14 protein-coding genes are annotated in these 18,474 nt (G+C 73.0%); 4 read left to right on the plus strand and 10 right to left on the minus strand.

Going from position 1 to position 18,474, the window contains the following annotated elements:
- Positions 1 to 25 precede the first annotated feature (25 nt).
- The 6 genes from OHA55_RS08080 to hrcA all read right to left on the minus strand — a co-directional run bounded on the left by OHA55_RS08080 (position 26) and on the right by hrcA (position 5,670).
- Positions 26 to 934 (minus strand): ribonuclease Z, encoded by a 909-nt coding sequence (locus tag OHA55_RS08080; RefSeq protein ID WP_266704195.1) that lies wholly within the window; start codon positions 932 to 934, stop codon positions 26 to 28.
- A gap of 15 nt (positions 935 to 949) precedes the next feature.
- The gene (locus OHA55_RS08085) at positions 950 to 1,309 is read right to left on the minus strand and encodes a histidine triad nucleotide-binding protein (RefSeq protein WP_266704197.1); all 360 of its coding nucleotides are present in this window, start codon (positions 1,307 to 1,309) and stop codon (positions 950 to 952) included.
- A gap of 186 nt (positions 1,310 to 1,495) precedes the next feature.
- On the minus strand, positions 1,496 to 2,239 hold the full coding sequence (locus tag OHA55_RS08090) for a 16S rRNA (uracil(1498)-N(3))-methyltransferase (protein ID WP_266704199.1): 744 nt from the start codon (positions 2,237 to 2,239) through the stop codon (positions 1,496 to 1,498).
- Positions 2,240 to 2,281: 42 nt separating this feature from the next.
- The gene (locus tag OHA55_RS08095; protein ID WP_266704201.1) at positions 2,282 to 3,343 is read right to left on the minus strand and encodes a nitronate monooxygenase; all 1,062 of its coding nucleotides are present in this window, start codon (positions 3,341 to 3,343) and stop codon (positions 2,282 to 2,284) included.
- A gap of 170 nt (positions 3,344 to 3,513) precedes the next feature.
- Positions 3,514 to 4,653: a molecular chaperone DnaJ gene (gene dnaJ, locus OHA55_RS08100; protein ID WP_266704203.1), complete on the minus strand. Its 1,140-nt coding sequence runs from the start codon at positions 4,651 to 4,653 to the stop codon at positions 3,514 to 3,516.
- Complete coding sequence (gene hrcA, locus OHA55_RS08105) at positions 4,654 to 5,670, minus strand: heat-inducible transcriptional repressor HrcA (RefSeq protein ID WP_266704205.1); 1,017 nt, start codon at positions 5,668 to 5,670, stop codon at positions 4,654 to 4,656.
- Between the two features lie 165 nt (positions 5,671 to 5,835).
- Between hrcA and OHA55_RS08110 the strand changes: the two genes are divergently transcribed.
- From OHA55_RS08110 to OHA55_RS08120, 3 genes are all read left to right on the plus strand, one after another.
- Positions 5,836 to 6,573 carry an MBL fold metallo-hydrolase gene (locus OHA55_RS08110; protein ID WP_266704207.1) on the plus strand — a complete coding sequence of 246 codons (738 nt, stop codon included), beginning with the start codon at positions 5,836 to 5,838 and terminating at the stop codon, positions 6,571 to 6,573.
- A 63-nt stretch (positions 6,574 to 6,636) separates the two neighbouring features.
- Entirely contained in the window at positions 6,637 to 7,455 is an 819-nt protein-coding gene (locus tag OHA55_RS08115; protein WP_266704209.1) for a DUF3097 domain-containing protein, read from the plus strand.
- Between the two features lie 113 nt (positions 7,456 to 7,568).
- A complete protein-coding gene (locus OHA55_RS08120; protein ID WP_266704211.1) occupies positions 7,569 to 10,430 on the plus strand; it encodes a hypothetical protein in 2,862 nt (953 codons plus the stop codon).
- A 21-nt stretch (positions 10,431 to 10,451) separates the two neighbouring features.
- On the opposite strand, the gene hemW is transcribed toward OHA55_RS08120, so the two are convergent.
- Positions 10,452 to 11,684 carry a radical SAM family heme chaperone HemW gene (gene hemW / locus OHA55_RS08125; RefSeq protein WP_266704213.1) on the minus strand — a complete coding sequence of 411 codons (1,233 nt, stop codon included), beginning with the start codon at positions 11,682 to 11,684 and terminating at the stop codon, positions 10,452 to 10,454.
- Positions 11,685 to 11,741: 57 nt separating this feature from the next.
- Positions 11,742 to 12,389, minus strand: coding sequence for a TetR/AcrR family transcriptional regulator (locus OHA55_RS08130; RefSeq protein WP_266710475.1), 648 nt, complete (start codon positions 12,387 to 12,389; stop codon positions 11,742 to 11,744).
- 176 nt (positions 12,390 to 12,565) lie between these two features.
- Here OHA55_RS08130 and OHA55_RS08135 point away from each other — a divergent pair, with 176 nt between their 5' ends.
- Positions 12,566 to 14,041 carry an MFS transporter gene (locus OHA55_RS08135; RefSeq protein ID WP_266704215.1) on the plus strand — a complete coding sequence of 492 codons (1,476 nt, stop codon included), beginning with the start codon at positions 12,566 to 12,568 and terminating at the stop codon, positions 14,039 to 14,041.
- Positions 14,042 to 14,090: 49 nt separating this feature from the next.
- On the opposite strand, the gene OHA55_RS08140 is transcribed toward OHA55_RS08135, so the two are convergent.
- Together OHA55_RS08140 and OHA55_RS08145 are read right to left on the minus strand one after the other, a co-directional pair.
- Entirely contained in the window at positions 14,091 to 16,217 is a 2,127-nt protein-coding gene (locus OHA55_RS08140; protein ID WP_266704217.1) for a SpoIIE family protein phosphatase, read from the minus strand.
- Positions 16,218 to 16,554: 337 nt separating this feature from the next.
- On the minus strand, positions 16,555 to 18,447 hold the full coding sequence (locus tag OHA55_RS08145; protein WP_266704219.1) for a long-chain fatty acid--CoA ligase: 1,893 nt from the start codon (positions 18,445 to 18,447) through the stop codon (positions 16,555 to 16,557).
- Positions 18,448 to 18,474 lie beyond the last annotated feature (27 nt).

An 18,474-nucleotide genomic window follows, 5' to 3' on the forward strand; every position in this document is an offset into this window, starting at 1 on the left:
GGCGCCCGGGTTGGGCGCCGGTGGATCAGTGGTGCCGGGTGGGGACCGGCACGCGGGTCAGGTCCTGGGCGACGGTCAGTCCGCCCTCGAACCCTGCGGCGCGGGCCTGGACCGCGAAGAGTTCCGGGTCGTCGTACCGCTGGGAGAAGTGGGTGAGTACGAGGTGGCGTACGCCCGCTTCGGTGGCCACCCGGCCCGCTTGGCCGGCGGTCAGGTGGCCGTGGTCGGTGGCCAGCGCGAGGTCTTCGTCGAGGAAGGTCGATTCGATGACCAGCAGGTCACAGCCCTCGGCGAGCCTGTACACACCGTCGCACAGCCTGGTGTCCATGACGAACGCGAACCGCTGTCCCGGCCGGTGCTCGGACACGGCGTCGAGCGGGACACCGCCGAGGGAGCCCTCGCGCTGGATGCGGCCGACGTCGGGGCCCTGGATGCCGTGGGCGGCGAGAAGCCCGGGGATCATGCGGCGGCCGTCGGGTTCGGTGAGGCGGTAGCCGTACGACTCGACGGGGTGCGAGAGCCGGAAGGAGTCCAGGGTGTACGCGTCGGTGGCGGCGAGCACCCCGTCGGCCCGGACGGGGGCCTCGGTGAGTTCGACGGTCTCGCGGTAGGCGGTGGCGTACCGGAGCCGGTCGAAGAAGTGCTGCCCGCTCGCCGGGTAGTGGGCGGTGACGGGGTGCGGGACCCGGTCGAGGTTGATCCGCTGGATCACACCGGCGAGCCCGAGCGAGTGGTCGCCGTGGAAGTGGGTGACGCAGATCCGGTCGATGTCGTGCGCGGCGACACCGGCCCGCAGCATCTGGCGCTGGGTGCCCTCGCCGGGATCGAAGAGGATGCCCTGGCCGTCCCAGCGGAGCAGGTAGCCGTTGTGGTTGCGGTGGCGGGTGGGGACCTGGCTGGCGGTGCCGAGCACCACCAGCTCACGGGCGGACACGGAACGATTCCCCGATCAGCCGGGGGGCCACTGGAGGCCGCGGCCGCCCAGGACGTGCGCGTGCGCGTGGAAGACGGTCTGGCCGGCTCCGGCGCCGGTGTTGAAGACGACGCGGTAGCCGTGGCCGTCGACCATGTCCTCGGTGGCGACCGTTCCGGCCTCGCGCAGCACGTCGGCGGCGATCTGCGGTTCGGCGGCGGCGAGCGACGCGGCGTCCGGGTAGTGGACCTTGGGGATGACCAGGACATGGGTCGGGGCCTGCGGGTTGATGTCGCGGAAGGCGACGGTGGTGTCGCTCTCGCGGACGATGGTCGCCGGGACGTCCCCGGAGACGATCTTGCAGAACAGGCAGTCGGACTGCGGCTCTCCCGCCATGGCGGCCTCCTCGTGGGCTGGTGACGCTGATGATCCGTTCAGCGCATCGTATCGGGGCGGGCACCGCCCCCCGCGGGGCGGCACGGGCCCGGGGGCGCGAGGAGCGGACGGCGCGCCCCCGGGGCGGGCGGCTCGGCCCCGGGGGGAGTGCTCAGCCCCGGGGGACGGCGCGCCCCCGACAGGCGCTCAGCCCCAGCGGCCGGTGCGGCCCAGCAGCAGCGCGGCCGCGGCGGTTCCGGCGGTGGAGGTGCGCAGCACGCTGCTGCCCAGCCGGTACGTACCGGCTCCGGCGGCGGCGAAGGCCTCCAGCTCCTGCGGGGAGACCCCGCCCTCCGGACCGACGACGAGGACGATCTCGCCGGTGGCGGGGAGTTCGGCGGTGGCCAGCGGGCGGCTGTCGCACTCGCGGTCCTCGTGCAGCACGCCCGCGAAGTCGGCGGTCGCGAGGAGGGCGGCGACCTGCTTGGTGGTCATCGCCTCGGCGACCTCGGGGAACCGGACCCGGCGGGACTGCTTGCCGGCCTCGCGGGCGGTGGAGCGCCATTTGGCGAGCGACTTGAGTCCCCGGTCTCCCTTCCACTGGGTGATGCAGCGGCCGGCCTGCCAGGGCACGATCGCGTCGACGCCGGTCTCGGTCATCGTCTCGACGGCGACCTCGCCCCGGTCGCCCTTGGGCAGGGCCTGGACGACGGTGATCCGGGGGGCGGGGAGGGCCTCCTCCTGGACGGGTTCGACGGCGACGACCAGCCGGTCCTTGCCCTCTGCGGCGCGTACGACACCCTCGGCCCAGCGGCCGAGCCCGTCCGTCAGCACGACGTCCTCGCCGGGCTGGAGCCGCTTCACCGAGACGGCGTGCCGTCCTTCGGGGCCCTCCAGCACGTACTCGGGCCCGCTGGGCATCTTCTCGACGACGAAGACCGGTGCGGTCACGGTTCACTCCTCATGCGCGCGGCCGCACTGGGCCGGGAATTGTCAGCCACGGCCCGCGGTCCGCAGTTCCGCCGCGAGCAGTTCGACGAGTTCTCCGGCGGGCAGCTCGCGTGCCATCCGGTGGCCCTGTCCCGCCCAGAGCGCCATGCCCTGGGCGTCCCCGGCCCGGGCCGCCGCCCCACGCAGTCCCGAGGTGACGTGGTGCACCTGGGGGTAGGCGGCAGGGGCGTCGGGGCCGTGTTCGCGGACGAAACGGTTGACCAGGCTCCGGGCGGGCCGTCCGGAGAAGGCGCGGGTGAGCGCGGTTCGGACGAACATCGGGCTGGTCAGGGCCTGTTTGTGCAGCGGGTGCGCGCCGGACTCGGGACAGGCGAGGAAGGCGGTGCCCAGCTGCGCCGCGTCCGCGCCGGCCGTGAGGGCGGCGGCGATCTGCGCGCCGCGCATCATCCCGCCCGCGGCGACGACCGGGATGTCCACGGTCTCGCGGACCTGGGTGATCAGGGAGAGCAGCCCGATGCCGGTGTGGTCGGCGCGCGGGTCGTCGTGGTGGGTGGACTGGTGGCCCCCCGCCTCGATGCCCTGGGCGCAGACGGCGTCGGCCCCGGCCCACTGGGCGTCGCGCGCCTCCTCGGCTGTGGTGACCGTGACGATCGTGTACGTACCGGCGCGGGCGAAGGCGTCCAGGGTGTCGCGGGTGGGGCAGCCGAAGGTGAAGGAGACCACCGGGACCGGCTCGGCCAGGAGGGCGGCCACCTTGGTGTCCCAGGCGTCGTCCCCGCCGCCGGCACCGGGGTCGCCGAGCGGGGTGCCGTACGTGGCGGCCTCGGCCGCCAGGCTGCCGCGGTAGGCCTGGTACGCCGCCACGGCGGCGGGATCGGCGAGTGCGGGCTGCGGCATGAAGAGGTTCACGCCGAAGGCCCCGCCGGTCGCGGCCCGGACCTGCTCGATCTCGTGGCGCATCGCGTCGGCCGTCTTGTACCCGGCGGCGAGGAAGCCGAGCCCGCCCGCCTCGGCGACGGCGGCGACGAGCTGCGGGGAGGAGGGGCCGCCCGCCATCGGCGCCTGCACGATCGGATACCGGCAGAGATCGGTCAGGGAGGACATCCCCGCATCGTGCCATGTCCGGTCCGCCGTGCCGAATCCGTACGCGTACCACCCCTGTGGCGCCCCGCCGGGCGGTCGCGTGGTGCCCCGTGCGACGCGCGCCGCCCGCCGGGACGGGTCCCGGCGGGCGGCGTGGTGGTGGTTGCGGGCCTCAGCGGCCGTCGTGGGTATCAGCGGCCGTTGAAGGCGTCCTTCAGACGGGAGAAGAGACCCTGCTGTCCGGGCTGGAACTGCCCGGTGGGCCGCTCCTCGCCACGCAGCTTGGCCAGCTCGCGCAGCAGGCGTTCCTGCTCCGCGTCGAGCTTGCTGGGGGTCAGCACCTCGACGTGCACGATCAGGTCGCCCCGGCCGCCGCCACGCAGGTGCGTGATGCCGCGTCCGTGCAGCGGGACCGACTGGCCGGACTGGGTGCCGGGCCTGATGTCGATCTCCTCCACGCCGTCGAGCGTCTCCAGCGGCACCTTGGTGCCGAGCGCGCCCGCCGTCATGGGGATGGTGACCGTGCAGTGCAGGTCGTCGCCGCGTCGCTGGAACGTCGCGTGCGGGACCTCGTGGATCTCGACGTAGAGGTCTCCGGCCGGGCCGCCGCCGGGGCCGACCTCGCCCTCGCCGGCCAGCTGGATGCGGGTCCCGTTGTCGACACCCGCGGGGATCTTGACCGTGAGGGTGCGCCGCGAGCGGATGCGGCCGTCACCGGCGCACTCCGGGCAGGGGGTCGGCACGACGGTGCCGAATCCCTGACACTGCGGGCAGGGCCGCGAGGTCATGACCTGGCCGAGGAAGGAGCGGGTGACCTGGGACACCTCGCCGCGACCGCGACACATGTCACAGGTCTGGGCGGAGGTGCCGGGGGCCGCGCCCTCGCCGCTGCACGTGGTGCAGACGACGGCGGTGTCGACCTGGATGTCCTTGGTGGTCCCGAAGGCCGCCTCGGCGAGGTCGATCTCCAGCCGGATCATGGCGTCCTGGCCGCGCCGCGTGCGCGAACGGGGTCCGCGCTGCGACGCCGTGCCGAAGAAGGCGTCCATGATGTCGGAGAAGTTGCCGAAGCCGCCGGCACCGAAGCCGCCCGCGCCACCGCCGCCGCCCGAGGCCGAGAGCGGGTCTCCGCCGAGGTCGTAGACCTGCTTCTTCTGGGCGTCGGAGAGCACCTCGTAAGCGGCGTTGATCTCCTTGAACCGCTCCTGGGTCTTCGGGTCGGGGTTGACATCCGGGTGCAGCTCGCGGGCGAGCCGACGGAATGCCTTCTTGATCTCGTCCTGCGACGCGTCGCGCCGTACGCCGAGCACGGCGTAGTAATCGGTGGCCACTTACGACTCCGCCAGGATCTGTCCGACGTAACGTGCCACTGCGCGTACCGCTCCCATCGTTCCGGGGTAGTCCATGCGGGTCGGTCCGACCACGCCGAGTTTGGCGACTGCCTCGTCGCCCGAACCGTAGCCGACCGTGACGACGGACGTGGAGGTGAGGCCCTCATGGGCGTTCTCGTGCCCGATCCGTACGGTCATGCCCGAGTCCGTGGCCTCACCGAGCAGCTTCAGCAGGACGACCTGCTCCTCCAGTGCTTCCAGCACGGGCCGGATCACCAGGGGGAAGTCGTGCCCGAAGCGGGTGAGGTTGGAGGTGCCGCCGATCATCAGCCGCTCCTCCGTCTCCTCGACCAGGGTTTCGAGGAGAGTGGTCAGAACCGCGGCGACCGTGCCGCGGTCCTCGTTCTCGAAGGATTCCGGCAGGTCCTGCACGAGCAGCGGGACGTCACTGAAGCGGCGTCCCACGACTCGGCTGTTGAGCCGGGCCCGCAGATCGGCGAGAGAGGTCTCGCCGAACGGAGCGGGGCAGTCGATCATACGCTGTTCGACCCGGCCGGTGTCGGTGATCAGGACCAGCATCAGCCGGGCCGGCGACAGGGCCAGCAGCTCCACGTGACGCACCGTGGAGCGGGTCAGCGAGGGGTACTGGACGATGGCGACCTGCCGGGTCAGCTGCGCGAGCAGCCGTACCGTGCGGGCCACCACGTCGTCGAGGTCGACGGCGCAGTCGAGGAAGTTGTGGATCGCCCGGCGCTCGGGCGACGACAGGGGCTTGACGCCCGCGAGCCGGTCCACGAAGAGGCGGTAGCCCTTGTCCGTGGGGATGCGCCCGGCGCTGGTGTGCGGCTGGGCGATGAAGCCCTCGTCCTCCAGCACCGCCATGTCGTTGCGGACGGTGGCCGGGGAGACCCCGAGCCGGTGCCGCTCGGTGAGCGCCTTGGAACCGACCGGCTCCTCGGTGCCGACGTAGTCCTGGACGATGGCGCGCAGCACTTCAAGTCTGCGTTCGCTGAGCATCGCGCACACCTCCAGCTGTCGGTCGTGGTGGCTTCCGCCTGGCACTCTGTGCGTCTGAGTGCCAGCTTTCCCCCGGCCAGTGTACGGGGGCGGGGCGGGCACCGGGCAAGGGCGACCGGCCGCGGTCCGCGAGACCGCGCAGGTCGATGCGGATAGCGTCTCCTCATGGACCTCTCTTGGGAAGAGCTGGGCTGGGAGCGGTTGGGCCACGGGGTGGGCCGCCGACGCCTTCCGGGCTGGGACGCGACCGCCGCTCTGGTGGCCGGGGCGGACCGGGCGCTGGTGGTGGACACCGGTGCGAGCCTGCGCGAGGGCGTCGGGCTGCGGATCGAGGCGCAGCGGCTGCTGGGCCGACGGGTGACCCATGTCGCACTGACCCATCCGCACTTCGACCACGTGTTCGGCACGGCGGCCTTCGCGGGCACCGAGGTGTTCGGGGCGTACGGGGCGGCCGCGCTGATGCGGCGGTCGGTGGACGAGATGCACGCCGACGCGGTACGCAACGGCCTGCCGGAGCACGACGCGGCGGAGGCGGTGGACGCGCTGGTGCTCCCCGGGCGTGAGGTGTGCCACCGCTGGACGCTCGGCCTGGGCGGCGGGCGCGAGGTGGTGCTGGCCAACGTGGGGCCCGGTCATACGGGGCACGATCTGGCGGTCCTGGTGCCGGGGGCCGGGGCACCGGGGGCGCGTGCGGTGGTGCTCTGCGGGGACCTGATCGAGGAGTCCGGCGAGCCGCAGACGGGCCCGGACTCGGTGCCGGCCCGGTGGCCCGCCGCCCTGGACCGGCTGCTGGCGCTGGGCGGGGAGGACGCGCTGTACGTGCCCGGACACGGGGAGGCGGTGGACGCGGCGTTCGTACGGGCGCAGCGGGAGCTGCTGGCGGAGCGTTTCCGGGTGGGGTGAGCGGGCGGCTTCCGGGGGCGGGTGTTCCACCACGGCGGAGGGGGGCCGAATTATCGTCGTGCCATGCGCAGTTACCAGCCGGACCTGACCCCGCCGTGGAAGCGGTCCGCCCCCGTGCCCGAGGTGCCCGCCGATGCCGATCTGGTCGTGGAGGAGGTGTCCACCGGCTTCTGCGGTGCGGTGATCCGCACGGAGAAGTCCGCCCAGGGGCCGGTGGTGACGCTGGAGGACCGGTTCGGCAAGCACCGGGTGTTCCCGATGGAGCCGCGCGGCTTCCTGCTGGAGGGCCGGGTGGTGACGCTCGTACGCCCGCCGTCCGGCGGTCCTGCGGTGCCGGCGCGTACGGCCTCCGGCTCGGTGGCGGTGCCGGGTGCGCGGGCGCGGGTGGCGCGGGCCGGGCGGATCTACGTGGAGGGCCGGCACGACGCGGAGCTGGTCGAGCGGGTGTGGGGCGACGATCTGCGGATCGAGGGTGTGGTCGTGGAGTACCTGGAGGGCATCGACGATCTCCCTTCGATCGTGCGGGAGTTCGGGCCGGGTCCGGACGCGCGGCTCGGGGTGCTGGTGGACCACCTCGTGCCGGGCTCCAAGGAGTCCCGCATCGTGGCGGAGGTGTCCGATCCGCATCTCCTGGTGGTGGGCCACCCCTTCATCGACGTCTGGGAGGCCGTGAAGCCCGCCTCGGTGGGCATCGCGGGCTGGCCGTCCGTACCGCGCGGGCAGGACTGGAAGACCGGGGTGTGCCGGGCGCTGGGATGGCCGGAGAACACCGGGGCGGCCTGGCGGCGCATCCTGTCGGGGGTCCGCTCCTACAAGGATCTTGAGCCGCAACTCCTGGGCCGGGTGGAGGAATTGATCGATTTCGTCACGCTTCCGGAGTGATGCGGAGGGGTTGTTACGAAGGATCGGGTTCCGATCCGGAGAAATCGCTGCGGCTCGCACGCCTGACCGGTTAATTGGGGGTGCGGGATTCGTCTGCGACGGGGGGCACGGGGATGGCGCCATGGGCCTGGGAACGGAACGGTGGCAACGAGGCGGCAGCCGCGGTCTTCCATCTCGTGCAGGAACTCATCGACCGGTACCGGATCAACCGGCCGGTGATGCCTATCGTCGTCGCGCAGGCCGACGACCCCGCCGCCGGGCCCGACGTCGACGACCGGGTCCATGAGATCGCGCACCTGGTGGACCAGGCCAACGAGCCGCGCCGGGTGCCCGTACGGCTGCTGGAGAGCGTGGGCACCTCTCCGTACGAGTCGGCGCTCGACATGGTGCGGCGGCTGGGCGAGCGCCCCTGGGAAACCCGGGAACGCAGCCAGTACAAGCCCTTCTCCTTCCCCCGGTCCCGGCTGCTGGGCGCCATCGAGGAGGCGACCGCCCGGGTGCTCGCGCAGCCGGGCGGCGCTTCCCCGGCCGACCGGGGCGACCGCATCCTGGAGGAGCTGGGCACGCTCCGCTGGCGGCCCACCAGGTCCGGGCCGGACGACTGGACCCGCTCGCTGCGCGAATCCGTCCGCCCGGAGACGTTCCTGGGCGCCGTCTTCATCGCGGTGCTCGGCGTCCTGCTCGGCGAAATCGGCTGGACCGCGACCCTGCTGCTGGCCGCCGCCGCGGCCCTGGGCCTGGCGGTGGTAAGGCTGCTGACGGCCTCGGCGCCCCCGCTGCTCTGGCTGCGGCGGGCCAGCCGCTGGCTCGCCACCACCTCGTCGCTGGCCGCCTCCAGCACCGGTTACCCCTCGGACGGCTGGTCCCGGCTGTCGCCCAGCGGTTCGTGGCGGGTGATCCGGGCCCGCGCCGCCGCCGTCGCGCTCCGGGTGGCGGAGGCGGAGGAGGGCGACGCGGCCGCCCGCCAGTTCCATCTGGAGCTGCGGGTCCAGGCCCTGCTGGAGGACCTGCGGCACAACTACCGGCCGCGCGCGTGGGACTGGCGGCGCAGCAAGCGCACGGTCCCCCCGGTCGTCCTGCTGCCGGCGGCCACCCGGGACAACGGGGGCGTGCCGCTGATCAACGCGATCAACAACGTGCGCTCGCGCCGCAGCGAGGTCGACCCGCTGCTGCTCCTGGCCACGCTGCCGGCCGCGGAGGAACTGACGCACACGCCCTCGCAGCCGCCGCCGGCCGGCCCGGCGCCGTGGATGGGTGCTCAGGACCGCTACCAGCGGTGGGTGGACGATCTCAGCGTCGGCCAGTCCCCCGCCGGGGCGTCGGCCCTGTCGTGGGTGCTGCGGTTGCCACTCACCACCGAACAGCTGCACCACGCGCACGCCGACGCGCGGCTGCGCACGGCGCGGGTCCGCCGGACGTGGGCGTGGTTCGTGATGTCCCGGACCACGGTGGCACTGGTCCTCGTCGGGAGCCTGCTCGGCACCTTCCTGTGGAGCAGGCACTGGCAGGACACGTACTGCCACGGACCGCTGACCGACCGGAACACGGACTCCGTGTGGAGCCGGTCGGGCCCCCGGGAGTGCGTGGGTGTCGCCACGGCGCCCGAGGTGCGGTTCGCCCGGGGCAACGACCTGGAGCTGAGGGGCCTGGGCTCGGAAGTCACCTTCGAGCGTGTCGAACAGGCGGTCCGGGACGAGAACGACAGGATCGGCGCCGACGAGTCGTACGTCACCGTCGTCTACGCCGGTCCGCTCACCGCCGGCAAGACGGAGGACACCCGCAAGGGGCTGGAGGAGCTCACCGGGGTCTACCTCCAGCAGCAGTCGGTCAACAGCCCGCTGAAGAAGCACCCCGTCAAGCTCAAGGTGCTGCTCGCCAACGGCGGCGAGGACATGCTGCACCAGACGGTCACCGTGAAGAAGATCATCGAGGTGGCCCGCGAGGACCCGCACGTGGTGGGAGTCGTCGGCCTGGGCCGGAACACCACGGAGAGCGACGCGGCCACCGAGGCCCTGCGCAAGGCCGGGCTCGCCGTGGTGGACACCACCAACTCCAGCAGCGAACTGCCGAAGAAGTCGAACTACTTCGGGCTCGCGGCGACCGACAAGGAGCAGACGTACGCACTCGGGCTCATCGCGGGCCGGCTCGCACCCCCGGGTCGCACCGGACACGCCGTCGTGCTCTCCCGGCTGGAGGAGAACGGGGACAAGGACCAGTACACGATCGAACAGCGTGACGCGGGCCGGGAGATGCTCGACGCCGCGGGCTACCTGGTCGGCGAGAACGTCGGCTACCCGCTCGCCGACAACGGCGCCGCCGCCCTGGGCGACGCCGTCAGCGACATCTGCGGGACCCGGCCGGTTCCGGACGCGCTGTACTTCGCGGGCAGGGCCGAGGACGTCAACCCGCTGATGGAGAAGCTGTCGCAGACCACGGGCTGCGCGGAGAAGGACATCACCCTCTTCACGGGCGACGACCTGACCAAGGCCACGTTCACCGACACCAGCAGGGTCACCCTCTACTACACCGCTCTCGCCCCGATGGCCGCGGACCGCGGCGCCGACTTCTACCCGAGCTCCGGCGCGGCCCTCGCCGCGCTGCTCCCGAAGGGCACCGAGCGGCCGGAGTCGGAGACCGGGCCGCAGGGGTACCAAAACCCTCTCTACGCCAGCGGCCAGATCGTCATGTCCTACACCGCGACGACCGCCCTCTACGACGCCGCTGCCCGGGGCGACACCCCGCGCAGCGCCGCCGAGACCTGGGCACTGCTGCACACGGTCGAGCTCAACGACATGCCCACCGGGACCATTTCGCTGGCCGGATCGCCCTCGTCCCTCGCCGACAACCTGCACGGGATCGATGTCGTCAAGGTCGTCGGACGGAACGCCCAGGCGGTCAGTTCGATCGTCTGCGGCAAGGCGGCCGGCCGCACACCGGCGAAACTGCGGCTGACCGAGGACATCTGCAAGCCCTGAGCCGGGTTCCCGGCCCGGGGCTCAGTCGACCAGGTCGCGGACGACCGCGTCGGCGAGGAGCCGCCCGCGCAGCGTGAGGACCGCGCGGCCCTCCTCGTACGGTCCCGGCTCCAGCAGGCCCTCGTCGAGGACCCGGCGGGAGGCGGCGAGGCCGTCGGGCTTCAGCAGGGAGAGCGGGCAGCCCTCGCGCAGCCGGAGCTCCAGCAGGACGCGCTCGACGCGGCGGTCCTCGGCGGAGAGGATCTCGCGGCCGGCGCCGGGCGAGCGCCCCTCGGAGAGCGCCTGCGCGTACGCCCCGGGGTGCTTCACGTTCCACCAGCGCACCCCGCCGACGTGGCTGTGCGCACCCGGTCCGGCGCCCCACCAGTCGGCGCCGCGCCAGTACAGCTCGTTGTGCAGGCAGCGGCCCTCGGGGGTACGGGCCCAGTTCGACACCTCGTACCAGGAGAACCCGGCGGCGGCCATCGCCTCGTCGGCGATGAGGTAGCGGTCGGCGTGCACGTCGTCGTCGGTCATCGGGACCTCGCCGCGCCGGATGCGGCGGGCCAGCTGGGTGCCCTCCTCCACGATCAGCGCGTACGCCGAGACGTGGTCGGGACCGGCGCCGATCGCCGCGTCCAGGGAGGCCCGCCAGTCGTCGTCGGACTCGCCGGGGGTGCCGTAGATCAGGTCCAGGTTGACGTGGTCGAACCCGGCTTCCCGGGCCTCGGCGACACAGGCCTCGGGGCGGCCCGGGGTGTGGGTGCGGTCGAGGATCTTCAGCACGTGCTGCCTGGCGCTCTGCATGCCGAAGGAGATCCGGTTGAAGCCGCCCTCGCGCAGTTCCGCCAGATAGGCCGGGTCCACCGACTCGGGGTTGGCCTCGGTGGTGATCTCCGCGTCCGGGGCGAGCCCGAACTCGTCGCGGATCGCCGCCAGCATGCGGACCAGGTCGGCAGCGGCCAGCAGGGTGGGCGTACCGCCGCCGACGAAGACCGTACGCACCGGGCGCGGGTCGTCGCCGAGGACCTTGCGGGCCTGACGGACCTCCTCGGTCAGGTGGGCGGCGTAGTTGTCGCGAGAGGCCAGGGCGCCGCCGGAGCCGCGGAGCTCGGTGGCGGTATAGGTGTTGAAGTCGCAGTACCCGCAGCGGGTCGCGCAGTACGGGACGTGCAGGTAGAAGCCGAGGGGGCGGTCGGCGGCGCCTTCCAGGGCGTGGCGGGGCAGCGCCCCGTCGTCGGGCACGGGCTCACCATCGGGCAGTACGGAAGGCATACCGTCCATTGTCGCTCGCCGCCGGAGTGGCCCGGGCCACGCGCGTTCCGGCCGGTGTCAGGCTCCCGCCTGGAGGCGGAGGCCCGCGAGCGTCAGCTCCAGCCCGGCGAGGAACTGCTCCTTGTCGTCGTGCCCGTCGAACTCGTCGACGATGTCGTGCACGAAGGGGTACTCCTCGGGGTCGAGGCCGCGCCACATGCTGGCGTAGCGGCCGAGGAACTCGTCGCGGCCCACAGAGCCGTCGACCACCTCGCGGGGCGGTTCCTGCCCCATGTCGGCGGCGTTGCCGACGACGACGCCCACGACCGCCGAGACGGCGTGGAACCGCTGCTTCGGCGTGAGGTCGAGCCGGAGGGTGCGCTGCCCGAGCTCCTCGTAGAGCCGCAGCGAGTTGCCCCGGGAGCTGAGGTTCTGCATGAAGTGCCCGCCCAGCCAGGGCCGGTCGACGATCGCGTCGAAGAGCGTGACGGCCATCACACGCAGGTCGTCGATGGGGTCGCCGCTGCTCGCCTGCCCCTCGACCGCGGTCAGCACCCCGCCGAGCACGTGGTCGATGGCCCGGTCGAGCAGCTCGTCCTTGCCGGAGACGTACCAGTAGATGCTGCCGACGCCGGTGCCGAGCCTGGCGGCGAGGGCGCGGAGGGTGAGCGCCGGCTCGCCCGCCTCGTCGAGCAGGTCCACGGCCGCCGTGAGCACGGCCTCGATGGAGTGCGAGGCACGTTGCCGTCCTCGGGAAGGGCGGTCGGCGGGTCGTGGTCGCGGGCCTGTCATGTACCCCATCCAATCACAGCTTGCATCATCATCGAACGTCGTTCTATCTTGGAACAACGTTCTATAGAACGTCGTTCGATAGTCGGCGGCGTTCCGCGAGGAGGCCCGCCATGACCACGACCGCCACCACCGCCGCGCCGCCCGGCGCGTCGCGCACCTATCCGTCCCTGCGCGCCGCATGGATACCCCTGGCCGCGCTCTGCCTGGCCTTCTTCGTCGAGATGGTCGACAACACCCTGCTCTCGATCGCGCTGCCCACCATCGGCCGGGACCTCGGCAGCGGCACCACCGCGCTGCAGTGGGTCACCAGCGCGTACTCGCTGACGTTCGGCGGCCTGCTGCTGACGGCGGGTTCGATGGCCGACCGGCTCGGGCGCCGGCGTGTGCTGCTGGTGGGCCTCGCGGTGTTCGGCCTGCTGAGCCTGGCCGTCGCCGCCGTCACCACGACCGGGGAGCTCATCGCCCTGCGGGCCGGTCTCGGCATCGCCGCGGCGGCGATGGCCCCCATCACCAACTCGCTGGTCTTCCGGCTCTTCGACGACAAAGCGCTGCGGATGCGCGCGATGACGCTGATGATCGTCGTCGGCATGTCCGGCTTCGTCCTCGGGCCCCTGCTGGGCGGCACCGCCCTGGCCCACGCGCGGTGGCAGTGGCTGCTGCTCGTCAACGCCCCGATCGCGCTGATCGCGGCCGTCGGTGTCCGCCTCGGCGTCCCGGCCGACCGGCCCGAGGATCTGACCCGCGACAAGCTCGATCTGCCGGGTGCCGCGCTGAGCGTCATCACCATCGGTCTCGCCTGCTATGCGCTGACCAGCGGCGTCGAGCACGGCTGGCTCTCCGCGGCCACCCTGGCCTCGGTCCTCGGCGCCGTCGCCGCCGGCATCGGGTTCGTGACGCACGAGCGCCGCAGCCGCGCGCCCATGCTGGACCTCAAGCTCTTCGGCAACGGCGTGGTCCGCGGCGCGGCCATCGCGCAGATCGGCACCGCCATCGCGATGGCCGCCGTGATGTTCGGGCTGATCCTCCACTTCCAGTACGCCTACGGGTGGAGCCCCGTCCGGGCCGGGCTGGCGAATCTGCCGCTCATCATCACCATGATCGTCGCGACCCCGTTCTCCGAATGGCTCGCGGGCAGGTTCGGCCACCGCGTCGCCTGCCTGGTCGGCGCGGCCTGCCTGGCCGGTTCGCTGACCGGCCTCTCCTGGGGCGTCAGCCACGGTTACGGCGCCATCGCGGCCTGCATGGTCCTGATGACCGTCGGGCTGCGCACCGTCATGACGATCTGCGCCATCGCGCTCGTCGACGCGATGCCCGCCAACCGCACGTCGATCGGTACGGCGCTCAACGACACCGCCCAGGAGGTCGGCACCAGCGTCGGCACCGCCGTGGTCGGCACCCTGATCGCGGCGCTGGTCACCACCCGGCTGCCCGCCGGCACCTGGAGCAGCGACCTGGTGGCGTCCTTCTTCCACGGTGAGCGGATCACCTACGCCGTCCTGGCCGTCGTCGTCGGCCTGATCGCGGCGGCCGGAGCGCTCACCCTCTCCGACTCCCGGGTCACCGAGGAGCATCCCGGCGAGGAGTGAGCCGGACCCCGGCGGGCGGCGTCTCCCCCGGCGCCACCTGCCGGGGCCCTCAGTCCGCGCGCAGCACCAGCAACGCCACGTCGTCGTCCGGAGGCGTATCCGAGAAGCCGTGCACGGCCCGGCGGATGCACTCCGCGACCTCCCTCGCGCTCTGCCCCGCGCAGGGCGCGAGGGCGCGGGCGAGTCCGTCGCCGTCGTCGAAGAGCGCGGAGCCGGAGCGCCGCTCGGTGACCCCGTCGGTGACGCAGAGCAGACTGTCGCCCGGTTCCAGGTCGAAGGTCTGACTCTCGTACGCCACGTCCTCCACGACCCCGAGCAGCACCTGCGGCTCGGCGACCGGGCGTACCGTCCCGTCCGGGCTCAGCAGCAGCGGCAGCGGGTGGCCCGCGCTGGCCACCGTGCACCGGGCGCCGCCGCCGGGGAGCGGCACGACCTCGCCGTAGAGCAAGGACAGGAAGCGGGACTGCCCGCCGTCCGTGAGCTGCTGCCCGCCCGCCGCCGCGACCATCAGGGCGGCGGCCTCCGCGGCCTCCATGGCGTCGTCGAGCAGCAGCCGGTTGAGCCGGTCCAGGACCTCGCCCACCCCGAAGCCCTCGCGGGACAGCAGCCGGAGCCAGGGCCGGGCCAGGCCGGTCACCACGGCTGCCTCCGGGCCGCTGCCCTGGACGTCGCCGAGGACGAAGCACCAGCGGCCCTCGGGGCACGGGAAGATGTCGTAGAAATCACCCCCGACCACACCGTCGTCGCTCGGCTCGTAGACGAGGGCGCTGCTCATGCCGGGGATGTCGGCGACCTTGTTGGGCAGCAGTCCGCGCTGCAGGATGCGGCTGATGGTGGCCTGCCGGGTGTACGCGCGGGCGGCCCCGACCGCCTGGCCGAGGCGGCGTACGAAGTCCTCCACGACCCGGACCACGGCCTCGGGCAGTTCGGCGCCGGAGTCGTGGTCGCGGCCGACGAGCACGGTGCCGAACGTGCGGCCCCCGGCCGTGATGGTGCAGGCGAGGGCGGCCCCGTCGTGGGCGCCCGGCTCGCGTCCGCCCGGCGGCCAGGGCAACGGTACGGATCCCGGTCCGGCGCCGCCCGGCAGCCGGAACGGCTCGTTCTCCAGCGCCCCGCCCAGCGGGCCGGCGCCGGAATCCTCGCCGTGCCGTACCCGGGTGAGGCGGGGTGCGCCCGGGGCGCCGGAGCCCTCCTCGTCCAGCCAGATCGCGCACCAGTCGACGAGACGGGGGACGAGCATCCGGCCCGCTATGGTCGCCACGAGTTCCTCGTCCAGCTGCCCGGTGAGCAGGTCGGACGCCTCAGCGAGGAAGGCGAGCGCGCCCTGGTGGTCCCAGACGCTGTCGTCGCGCTTCCCGGGCGGGGCGGCGGGCACCAGCAGATCGGCGGAGGGCTGCGGGGGCACGTGGACCGGATGCCCCGTGGCCGGTCCGGCCGGGGCCTCGCCCTTCCGGTGTTCGACCGGGACGTCCGCGCGGGCCTGGGCGGGAGCAGCCCAGTCGTCCACCGGGAGCCGGGCCCAGACGGTCTTGTGCCCGGTGCGGTAGGTGATGCCCCAGGCGACGGAGAGCGCGGCGACGAGGTCGAGCCCCCGGCCGTACTCGGCCAGGCCGTACGGGTCCCCGGTGGGCACCCCGGCGGCGGGCGGCTCGGCGGGGGCCGCGGTGGTGGCGGCAGGTGCGGGGGCCGGCGTGGCGGGCGCGGTGGTGACGGTGACGGTAGGGGTGGTGGCGGTGGGCGGGGTGGCCGAGCCCGCGCCGGGGAGCGCCTTGACGACGGTGGCCGGCTCCCGCTCCCCGGAACTCTCACCGGTCGCACGGGCCGGATGGTGGTCGGTGACTTCAAGGACCACGGCCGCGGGTTCCTCGCCGGTCGCGTGTTCCAGGCGCACCAGCACGTCGACCACGGTCCCGGCGTGCACCACGGCGTTGGTGACCAGCTCACTGGCGACGTTCACCAGGTCGTCGGCGAGCCGGTCGCTGAACCCCACGGCGGCCGGCACCCCGAACCCGGCCCATTCGGCGAGCACGGCACGGACGAACCTGCGGGCACCGGAAGGAGACTGGGGTGTCGCGGGCAGGCTGGTCGTACTGACGAGCGGCGGACCGTCAGCCCCGCCCGCGTCGGTGTCACCGGGCCGGTGAATGGTGGCCCGTTGCAGTGGAATTGGCCCCACGGTGCGGCTCCTCCGGATCTCGAAACGCCGCCGACAACGACAGAGTGACAGACCGGCCGCGCACAGGCGCACGGAGTTACCGAACTGGGAGAATGAATACACACCAGCCCCGCGCGGGTCGCACGCCGGGGCGCACGGCGGGCGCATGGCGTAGGCCCCGGGGAGCGCGGACGTCCCGCGGCGCGAGGCCCGCGCCCCGGGTCGCGACAGCGGTCCCCCGGACCTCGCAGCGGGCGGGCTCACCGGTCGCGGCCGGTCCCGCGAATCCCGGGGGACCCGTGAGAACACCGCGGGGCGGCACGGCCGCAGCCGTACCGCCCCGCCCCGTGCCCGGGGATCAGGCCTCGCGCGTCCCCGCGTACATGTCCTCGATCAGCGCCTTGTACTCGCGTTCGACGACCGGCCGCTTCAGTTTGAGGCTGGGGGTCAGCTCACCGTGTTCGATGTCCAGGTCACGCGGGAGCAGGCGGAACTTCTTGATGGTCTGCCACCGCTGGAGCCCCTCGTTGAGCGTCTTGACGTAGCCCTCGATCAGCTCGACGGTCTGCGGGGCGGCCACCACTTCGGCGTACGTCCTGCCGTCCAGGCCGTTCTCGGCGGCCCAGCCCAGGATCGCGGGCTCGTCCAGGGCGATGAGCGCGGTGCAGAAGTTCCGGTCCGCGCCGTGCACCAGGATGTTGGAGACGAACGGGCAGACCGCCTTGAACTGCCCCTCGACCTCGGCCGGCGCGACGTACTTGCCGCCCGAGGTCTTGATCAGGTCCTTCTTGCGATCGGTGATGCTCAGGTACCCGTCGACGGAGAGCTCGCCGATGTCGCCGGTGTGCAGCCAGCCGTCGGACTCCAGCACCTCGGCCGACTTGTCCGGGAGCCGGTGGTAGCCCTCCATGATGCCGGGGCCGCGCAGCAGCACCTCGCCGTCGTCGGCGATGCGGACCTCGGTGCCGGGGAGCGGCTTGCCGACGGTGCCGGTGCGGTAGGCCTCGCCGGGGTTGCAGAAGGAGGCGGCGCTGGATTCGGTGAGGCCGTACCCCTCCAGGATGTGCACGCCCGCACCGGCGAAGAAGTAGCCGATGTCCGGGGCGAGGGCGGCGGAGCCGGAGACGCAGGCCCGCAGCCGGCCGCCGAACGCCTCGCGGATCTTCGCGTAGACGAGGGCGTCGGCGGCCCTGTGCTTGGCGCCGAGGGCGAAGGGGACCGAGGCGGTGCCCGTACGGCGGAAGTTGTCCTGCGAGACCTTGGCGTACTCGCGGGCGACGCCCACGGCCCACTGGAAGATCTTGTACTTGGCCCCGCCACCGGCGCGGGCCTTGGCCGCGACGCCGTTGTAGACCTTCTCGAAGATGCGCGGGACGGCGGCCATGTAGGTGGGCCGGACCACCGGGAGGTTCTCGATGATCTTGTCGACCCGGCCGTCGACGGCCGTGACGTGGCCCACCTCGATCTGGCCGGAGATCAGTACCTTGCCGAAGACGTGCGCGAGCGGCAGCCAGAGGTACTGGACGTCGTCGGCGGTGATCAGGCCGGTCGCGGGAATCGCCTTGGCCATGTACGACCAGTTGTCGTGCGGCAGCCGCACGCCCTTGGGCCGCCCGGTGGTGCCGGAGGTGTAGATCAGGGTGGCCAGCTGATCGGCGGTGATGGCCGACACCCGCTCCTTGACGGCCTCCGGGTGCTCCGCCAGGTGCGCGGTCCCCCGGGCCTCCAGCTCGGCGAGGGTCAGCAGCCACCCCTCGGGGTCGCCCTCGGCGGGCTCGGTGCCGGCCGGGTCGACGACGACGACATGGGTGAGGTTCGGAAGCTCGGCGCGGGCATCGCGGGCCTTCGCGACCTGGGCCGCGTTCTCCGCGATCAGCACCCGGCTCTCGGAGTCGGCCAGGATGAAGGCGGACTCCTCGGTGTTGGTGGAGGGGTAGACCGTGGTCGTCGCGGCCCCGGCGCACATCACGCCCAGGTCGGCGAGGATCCACTCGACCCGGGTGGAGGACGCCAGCGCGACCCGCTGCTCCGGCTCCACGCCGAGCGCGATCAGGCCCGCCGCGATGGCGTACACCCGCTCGGCGGACTCGCCCCAGCTCAGCGACTTCCACTCGTCCGGGCCCTCGCCCGTGGACGACGGCACCGGGTAGCGGTACGCCTCGCCGTCCGGGGTGGCGGCCACCCGCTCGACGAAGAGGTTCGCCACGGAGGGCGGTCGGTTGTCGATCAGGGTCTGTGGTGTGTCGCTCACGACGTCCTCCGGGCCTGCGGCATCACT

Source organism: Streptomyces sp. NBC_00102, assembly GCF_026343115.1.
Taxonomy (GTDB): domain Bacteria; phylum Actinomycetota; class Actinomycetes; order Streptomycetales; family Streptomycetaceae; genus Streptomyces.